The 8585-nt window shown below is 43.9% G+C and carries 5 protein-coding genes; all 5 read left to right on the forward strand.

The annotated features are described in order from the left end of the window. The first annotated feature begins 119 nt into the window (after positions 1-119). The 5 genes from EKM67_RS09925 (at position 120) to EKM67_RS09945 (ending at position 8305) form a co-directional block, all read left to right on the forward strand. Positions 120-773, forward strand: coding sequence for an ABC transporter ATP-binding protein (locus tag EKM67_RS09925; protein ID WP_125578847.1), 654 nt, complete (start codon positions 120-122; stop codon positions 771-773). Next, complete coding sequence (locus EKM67_RS09930; RefSeq protein WP_125578848.1) at positions 754-1518, forward strand: ABC transporter permease; 765 nt, start codon at positions 754-756, stop codon at positions 1516-1518. The genes EKM67_RS09925 and EKM67_RS09930 overlap by 20 nt, the downstream gene beginning before the upstream one ends. Before the next feature lie 1716 nt (positions 1519-3234). After that, positions 3235-4221: an aldo/keto reductase gene (locus EKM67_RS09935; RefSeq protein ID WP_125578849.1), complete on the forward strand. Its 987-nt coding sequence runs from the start codon at positions 3235-3237 to the stop codon at positions 4219-4221. 186 nt (positions 4222-4407) lie between these two features. Then, on the forward strand, positions 4408-5718 hold the full coding sequence (locus EKM67_RS09940; protein WP_125578850.1) for an NCS2 family permease: 1311 nt from the start codon (positions 4408-4410) through the stop codon (positions 5716-5718). Positions 5719-6583: 865 nt separating this feature from the next. Then, positions 6584-8305 carry a phospho-sugar mutase gene (locus tag EKM67_RS09945; RefSeq protein ID WP_125578851.1) on the forward strand — a complete coding sequence of 574 codons (1722 nt, stop codon included), beginning with the start codon at positions 6584-6586 and terminating at the stop codon, positions 8303-8305. The last annotated feature ends 280 nt before the right edge of the window (positions 8306-8585 follow it).

The raw sequence follows: 8585 nt of genomic DNA on the forward strand, positions 1-8585 counted from the left end.
TTTTGAAATTGGTCATTTAATCATGCAAATAAGAGTTACTCATTTACACAAAATTCTTGACACTCTCCTAAAAAAGCGCTATATATTAGTCATATTATCATTTTGGGGGATGTTATAGCATGGCAATTTTAGACTTACAGGACGTTAGCTATGCGCCGCGCGGGCAAACGATCATCGATCACCTTAATTTAACGATCGATCAGGGTGATTTTTTGACGATCAGTGGACCATCTGGCGGCGGCAAAAGTACGTTGTTAATGTTGATCTCGACATTATTGACGCCAACGAGTGGGCTGATCTTATTTGAAAATCAACCCCAAGCGGACGAAGCGGTGACGAAATATCGGCAGGAAGTTTCCTATTGCTTCCAGCAGCCGGCGTTATTTGGTCGGACCGTGCGCGATAACGTGGAATTTCCGTTTATTATTCGCCACGCCGAGTTTGACAATGAATTGGTGAGCCAATATTTACGGTTGGTCGATTTACCGGAAGCCTATATCGATAAAAATATCACCGAATTATCTGGTGGTGAGAAACAACGAGTCGCTTTGATCCGCAACTTGTTATTTTTACCAAAAATCTTATTGCTCGATGAAGTCACGGTCGGCTTAGATCAAGAGAGCAAAGAAATCGTCGAAAAATTGATCGATCACGTTCACGAACAGGGCGTGACGATCTTGATGGTGACTCATGATAGTGATATTTTGCGGAAGGCGTCTAAAATAATTTGGTTGAAAGCAGGGCAACTTCAAGATGAAGCAGTTATCGGTTAATAATCTTTCTTTAGTATTCGCGTTTGCATTGGTACTGGTTGCGGTGGTGATCAGTCAGAGAGAAAAATTAACGTTAACGAAAGATATTTTTTATAGTATTGCGCGCGCCGTCGTTCAGTTGGTGATCGTCGGTTATTTGTTGAAATATATTTTCCGCGTGAACAACGTGGTGTTGACGGGATTGATGAGCTTTTTCATTGTCCTCAATGCCGCGTGGAATGCTTACAAACGCGATCCTAATCCGCACAAACGCTATTGGGATTCGTTGCTGGCGATTCTGGTCAGCACCTACGTCACAATGGGCGTCTTGGTGTTGGCGCGCGCGATCAAATTTGTGCCAGCGCAGATCATTCCGATTTCGGGGATGATCGCCAGCAATTCAATGGTGGCGATCGGGTTGTGTTACCGCAATATGAATCAACAGTTCCATGATCAACGCCAACAAGTTCTGGAAAAATTGGCCTTAGGTGCCGATAACAAATTAGCGGCGCTACCGATTTTGCGCGCAAGTATTAAAACGGCAATGCAACCGACGATCGATTCCGCCAAAACGGTGGGGTTGGTGAGTCTGCCGGGGATGATGTCTGGGTTGATTTTCGCCGGTGTCGATCCTGTGTACGCGATTAAATATCAGATCATGGTGACGTTTATGCTGATGTCGACGACGAGTTTGGGGTCGATCATTGCGGGTTACGCGGCTTATAAGAATTATTTTAATGAGCATGATCAGTTGATTGAATTGTAAAAAACTTTGTGAGATGAGAAATGCTGGTCTACCTTCGGCAGAAGTTGCTCCAGAAAATAGTGGGAGGTTGCTGTGGGGACGGCTGCAGGATTTCCATAGACCGGAAATTCTTCCGCCTAAAATGTGAGCTCCGGAAAAACACCGGATCTCATATTTTCCCTTTCTGTAAACTCACAAAGACCGTTCGTTAACAGAAATACCACTGCAATCCCACTATTTTCTTCCGCAACTTCTGCCTAAACTTATTTTGGTTAGGTTAGGATTGGAATAACAGGGTTCCTGAAACTTGATTAACATTGTTGCCTTTACTCTGAATAGATTTTTCTAAAAGGTCGTATGTTTGTTGTGGAGTTTTTTCCGGCTTAATTGAAGTAATTTAAAGTTTTAATCTACCTTCGGCAGAAGTTGCTCCAGAAAATAGTGGGAAATTGCTGTGGGGACGGCTGCAGGATTTCCAAAGACCGGAAATTCTTCCGCCTAAAATATGAGCTCCGGAAAAACACCGGATCTCATATTTTCCCTTTCTGTAAACTCACAAAGACCGTTCGTTAACAGAAATACCACTGCAATCCCACTATTTTCTTCCGCAACTTCTGCCTAAACTTATTTTGGTTAGGTTAGGATTGGAATAACAGGGTTCCTGAAACTTGATTAACATTGTTGCCTTTACTCTGAATAGATTTTTCTAAAAGGTCGTATGTTTGTTGTGGAGTTTTTTCCGGCTTAATTGAAGTAATTTAAAGTTTTAATCTACCTTCGGCAGAAGTTGCTCCAGAAAATAGTGGGAAATTGCTGTGGGGACGGCTGCAGGATTTCCAAAGACCGGAAATTCTTCCGCCTAAAATATGAGCTCCGGAAAAACACCGGATCTCATATTTTCCCTTTCTGTAAACTCACAAAGACCGTTCGTTAACAGAAATACCACTGCAATCCCACTATTTTCTTCCGCAACTTCTGCCTAAACCTTTTTCGTTTAGGCTAAAATCGGAATAACAGGGTTCCGCAAATGTGATTAACACTGTAGCCTTTACCCTGAATAGTTCTTCTAAAAAGTCGGAACGATAATCAAGTCCGCCTTTCGTCCTCTACAAAAAAACAGTTGCGGCACAAATTAGTTGCACAGGACTAGACGTTAACTAGAGCAACCACTATAAAACTGCCAAGATGAGTCAGAACGCGGAAGAAAAAGTTGCGACTCGCAGTGAAATTGTTCTTGCGGGACCAAATAATTTATTAAATGGTCTCGGATAAGTTGACCAACAATGCAGTTCTCCGCAAAACTATAGTCCCGCTAGAACAAGGGTGATCTTCAAGACTTTTGTGGTTTTCAAAAGGCTTGAAGTCATCCCCACAGCGAGGCGCAACTATTTTCTGGAGCGTTCTGACGGAACCGAATAAAATCTTACCTCGCGTAAACAAAGCCTTTAAGAATCAGCTAGGAATTTTAAACGCAATCCCCACAGCGAGGCGCAACTATTTTCTGGAGCGTTCTGACGGAACCAAATTAAATCCTACGACACGCGAAATAAGCGTTCAAAACTAGAGTCGTGGGTTACAAGATACCACCTGTAACACTTAAAATAGTATCCCCCAGTCTGTATCGCAATCTCAATTTGTGATACAGGCTATTTATTTGGTTCAAATATTTTTATGGCGCCCACCAATGTTGTATTCTATTATTGTGAACGTTTTATAATTTGAGGAGGTTTGGTTATCATGGAATATACAAATTTAGGTAGAACTGGATTGAAAGTCAGTCGCTTGTGTTTAGGCACTATGAATTTTGGCCCGCGGACTGATGAGCAGGAAGCTTTTGCAATCATGGATCACGCGTTGGATGCCGGGATCAATTTTTTCGACACTGCCGATGTTTATGGCGGTGCGGCGCATCATGGTCGGAAGGAAGAAATTATTGGGCGTTGGTTTGCGCAGGGGAATGGTCGCCGCGAGAAGGTTGTTTTAGCGACCAAAGTTTATAGCGATATGAAGGATCCGCTCGATGGTCCGAATTCGGAGCGGGGAATTTCTGCGTACAAAATTTATCGGCATTTGGAGGGCTCTCTGCGGCGTTTACAGACCGATCATGTGGAGCTCTATCAAATGCATCACATCGATCCGACAATTGATTGGGACGAAATTTACGGTGCTTTTGAGAACGTGATTGCACAGGGCAAAGTTTATTATGTCGGTTCGAGTAACTTTGGTGCGCGCTATTTGGCTTATGCGAAGGCGGCTGCGGATAAGCGCCACTTTTTAGGCTTGGTGAGCGAGCAACATAAGTATAGTTTGTTGTGCCGTTTGCCTGAACTGGAGGTTTTGCCAGCTGCGCAAGAATTGGGCATGGGTGTGACCGTGTGGAGCCCGCTGGATGGGGGCTTGTTGGCTGAGCATGCCTTGGATCCGACCGGTAAAGTTGGTCGTCGGGTTGAGCAGGCGGATTCTTTAGATAAAAGGGAGCAAACACAGTTGCAGTGTTATGCCGATCTTTGTCAGGAAATTGGGGAAAAGCAATCCGATGTGGCCTTAGCGTGGATTTTGCAGAATCCGGCCATCACCGCGCCGATCATTGGGCCAAGAACGCTTGAACAATTGGAAAGCACGCTGCATGTGTTAGATATTAAGTTGACGCCAGATGTGTTAGAAAAACTAGATGAGATTTTTCCAGGACCCGGTGGCGCAGCACCTCAAGCCTATGCCTGGTGATCAATCATTTAAATCGAAACGTGAGACGCACCTGTCTCACGTTTTTTTTGACAAAATTAAATAAACGATCACGGCACAACTTTTTGATTAATGTTTGTCTTTACAAAACACACAAGCTGATATATGATAAACATTGCGTTATATTTTTAAAAAACACGAACATTAAAAGAAAAGGGATTTGATTTCATGGGGTCTAAATTAGAGAAGTATTTTATGTTTGATGAGTTAAAAACCAATTGGCATCGCGAATTGTTGGCGGGTCTGACCACTTTTGTCAGCATGTGCTATATTCTGTTCGTCAATCCCAGCGTCTTAGGCGCGGCAGGGATGGATAAGGGTGCCGTCTTTACCGCGACGGCTTTGGCCAGCGCATTAGGCTGTTTCATTATGGGTATCTTGGCGAAATATCCGATCGCATCAGCACCTGCGCTGGGAATTAATGCCTTTTTTGCTTATACGGTTGTTATCGGCATGAAAATTCCTTGGCAGACGGCTTTAGCCGGTGTCTTCGTGGCTTCGATCATTTTCTTATTGATCACTGTTTTCAAGCTGCGTGAATTGATCATTAACGCAATTCCTTCAGATTTGAAATTCGCGATCTCAGCCGGGATCGGGATGTTTATTGCCTTTATCGGTTTGCAAGATGGTGGACTGATCGTCGCTAATAAATCGACCGTCGTTGGTTTAGGCTCGCTCACTGTGGGCACGACTTGGCTGACTATTTTTGGATTGATCGTCACGGCGATTTTGATGATCCGTAAAACGCCCGGCGCAATTTTCATTGGGATGATTTTAACTTCAATTCTCGGCGTTGCAACGCACATGATCGATTTGCCTACACGAATCGTTTCTGGCGCGCCTAGTTTAGCACCTACGTTTGGCGTGGCAATCAAGCATGTTGGCTCGATCAATAGTTTGCAACTAGCCGTCGTTGTTTTAACCTTTTTATTGGTCACCTTTTTCGATACTGCCGGAACTTTAGTAGGCTTAGCACAACAAGCTGGCTTCATGAAAGACAATCAAATGCCTCGTGTGGGTAAAGCTTTGATGGCCGATTCAACAGCCATGTTTGCCGGTTCGATTTTGGGAACTTCGCCGGTTGGTGCGTACGTTGAATCTTCAGCGGGTATTGCAGTTGGTGGGCGTTCAGGAATGACGGCCGTATTTACCGGTTTATTCTTTATTTTAGGCATGTTTTTCTCGCCATTATTGGCCGTGGTCACCACGCAAGTTACCGCGCCAGCCTTGATTATTGTCGGTGTCTTGATGGCACAAAACCTGACCAAGATCGACTGGTCAAAATTAGAAATCGCTATTCCTGCATTCTTGATCGTGATCGGGATGCCGCTGACTTATTCGATTTCCGACGGGATGGCTTTGGGCATGATCACTTATCCAATCGCCATGATCGCCGCAAAACGCGGTAAGGAAGTTTCGCCGGTGATGTATGGGTTGTTCTTCATCTTCATTGGGTTCTTGTGGATATTGAATGTTTAACGGAAAAAATTAATTGCGAAAAGTAGAAGTATGGTGAGTTACTTGCTTCTATTTTTTTTATGTAAAATTTTGTTTACCTTCGGCAGAAGTTGCTCCAGAAAATAGTGGGAAGTTGCTGTGGGGACGGCTCCAAACTTTTGGAAGTGCGCCAAAAGTTTTCCGCCTAAAATGTGAGCTCCGGAAAATCGCCGGATCTCACATTTTCCCTTTCTGTAAACTCACGAAGACCGTTCGTTAACAGAAATACCACTGCAATCCCACTATTTTCTTCCGCAACTTCTGCCTAAACTTAGTTTGTTTGATGGCGGTTTTTATTATGGTTAAAGAACAGTGGCAATTTGCTATTATTCCTTTTCATATGAGCTAAATCAGTTATAATAAAACTTGCAAGGCTGAATTTGAAGTCAGTGGATTTTTTAGATAAATGGGAAATTGAAATCGATAAAGCGCGAATTTCGACGGATTTTTTTGTGGATTAGTCGAAACGTGCTCAGTGTGACTGCTGTTAGGGCTTAAGACAAAATATAAGTGATTCAAAGATCGAATCTCTTATATTTTATCTTAATCCTACACAGCACCCGTCACGCTTCGCACTCTAATTTTGAAACGTGCTCATGACCATTGAAAGTTCCGGTTAACTTGACTAACACTGAAATCCAAAAAGCGGATTTTAGTGTTAGTCGAAGTTAATCCTCACTTTCAACCCATGGTCATTCGCACTCTAGTCGAAACGTGCTCAGTAACACTGAAATTTCCGGTCAACGAACTAATTCCAAAAATCTAAAAGCAGATTTTTAGAATTAGTTGGTTAATCCTCAATTTCACCCGTGTTGCTTCGCATTCTAATTTTGAAAGGTGGATTTTTATGAGTTGGCAAGAGAATTATCAGTTGTGGCAGGATGCTGAACTTACTCCGGATATGAAGGCTGAATTGGTTGCTTTGGCTGGTGATCAGGATCGATTGGTCGAGGCGTTTACGCGGCCGATGGAATTTGGGACTGCTGGGATGCGCGGGGTGATGCAGCCTGGGATCAATGCGATGAATATTTACACGGTGCGTCAGGCGACTGAAGGTTTAGCGCTGTTCATGGATCAACTTGGCGCTACGCAAAAAGCGGCGGGTGTGGCGATCAGTTATGATTCTCGTTATCACTCACAGGAATTTGCCTATGCTGCTGCAGGCGTTTTAGGCGCTCATGGCATCAAGAGTTATGTTTTTGATAGTCTGAGACCTACTCCTGAGTTGTCGTTCACTGTGCGTCATTTACAGACGTATGCGGGCATTATGATCACTGCTAGCCATAATCCGAAGCAATATAATGGTTATAAAATTTACGGACCAGATGGTGGTCAGATGCCACCAGAAGAAGTGAATCAAATCGTCGCTTATATTGAAAAAGTGACCGATTTATTTAGTGTTAAAGCGTTGACGCAGCCTGAATTGCGCGCGGCTGATCTGATGCAGTTGATCGGCGAGGATATCGATCAGGCTTACTTGGCGAAATTAGCGACGGTCACGATCCGTCCTGAATTAATTCAAAAAGTGGCCAATGAGTTGTCGTTAGTTTATACGCCCCTTCATGGTACGGGTAAAATGTTATACGATCGTGTTTTCCGCACGGCTGGTTTGACGAAGGTTGCGGTTGTACCTGAACAAGCGGTGCTCGATCCCGAATTTGCGACGACGCCATTTCCTAATCCCGAATTTCCACAAACGTTTGAATTGGCGGAAAAATTGGGCAAGGAAACAAAAGCCGACTTGTTGATCGCGACTGATCCGGACGCCGATCGATTAGGCGCGGCGGTTCGTCAACCCGATGGTAATTATCATCTGTTGACGGGTAATCAGATCGCCGCATTGATGGTCAATTATATTTTGGCGGCTAAACAAGCTACGAATCAATTGCCGGCTGATGGTTGCATCGTTAAGTCGATCGTTTCCAGCGAGTTTGCGACTAAGGTTGCCGCTAATTATGGCGTTGAAACGCGCAACGTTTTAACTGGCTTCAAATATATTGGTGAACAGATCGAACAGATGGAAACCACTGGCAAGGGTCATTTTCTCTTCGGTTTCGAAGAAAGCTACGGCTACTTAGTCAAGTCGTTTGTTCGCGATAAAGATGCGATGCAGGCGTCGGTTTTACTCGCCGAAGTTGCGGCTTATTACCGCGAACAGGGCAAGACAATGTATGATGGCTTGCAAGAATTGTTTGCGAAGTTTGGCTATTTCCAAGAGAAGACGGTTTCCTTCGACTTCCCAGGAATTTCCGGTCAAGAAACGATGGCTAATGTCATGAAAGAATTCCGCGCCAACCCAGTGACAGAAGTCGCCGGCGTTGCAGTCACATCCACGGAAGACTACCAGGCACAGACGACCACAGCAGCAGACGGCACTGTTGAAAAATTACAGCTGCCGACTGCCGACGTGTTGAAATATTATCTGGCAGATGATACCTGGATCGCCGTTCGCCCATCCGGTACCGAGCCGAAAATCAAACTGTATTTCGGCGTCGTCGATGAAAGTATCGCAGCCAGCCAAGCTAAAATCGAAAAATATCAAGCCGCATTATCACCAAGATTGAAATAACGATAAAAACAGCTAACCGACTCTAATTGGTTAGCTGTTTTTATTGGCACTGATTCATTTCATCAACCTGTGCAATTCATTTGTGGCGTTTATTCTCAATACGAACCTTATCCTTTCAAATATTGCTCTCTTTACATTCATACACTAGTATTATGACTAGTGTTGCCATTCGTCCGAAAAGGTTCAGAAATTGTAATACAGAATAAAAGCCAAACTGGCTCGGCTCCTGTCAAGAGGACAATCAAATAATTAAAGTGTTTATGCACATTCTTGAACGGCA

It is taken from the genome of Lapidilactobacillus mulanensis (genome assembly GCF_003946215.1).
Classification (GTDB): Bacteria; Bacillota; Bacilli; order Lactobacillales; family Lactobacillaceae; genus Lapidilactobacillus; species Lapidilactobacillus mulanensis.

Bases quoted from the DNA above. Each gene is read 5' to 3' on its own strand.
- EKM67_RS09930 (WP_125578848.1), top strand. From the start codon at position 754: ATGAAGCAGTTATCGGTTAATAATCTTTCTTTAGTATTCGCGTTTGCA.
- EKM67_RS09935 (WP_125578849.1), top strand. From the start codon at position 3,235: ATGGAATATACAAATTTAGGTAGAACTGGATTGAAAGTCAGTCGCTTG.
- EKM67_RS09945 (WP_125578851.1), top strand. From the start codon at position 6,584: ATGAGTTGGCAAGAGAATTATCAGTTGTGGCAGGATGCTGAACTTACT.
- EKM67_RS09940 (WP_125578850.1), top strand. From the start codon at position 4,408: ATGGGGTCTAAATTAGAGAAGTATTTTATGTTTGATGAGTTAAAAACC.
- EKM67_RS09925 (WP_125578847.1), top strand. From the start codon at position 120: ATGGCAATTTTAGACTTACAGGACGTTAGCTATGCGCCGCGCGGGCAA.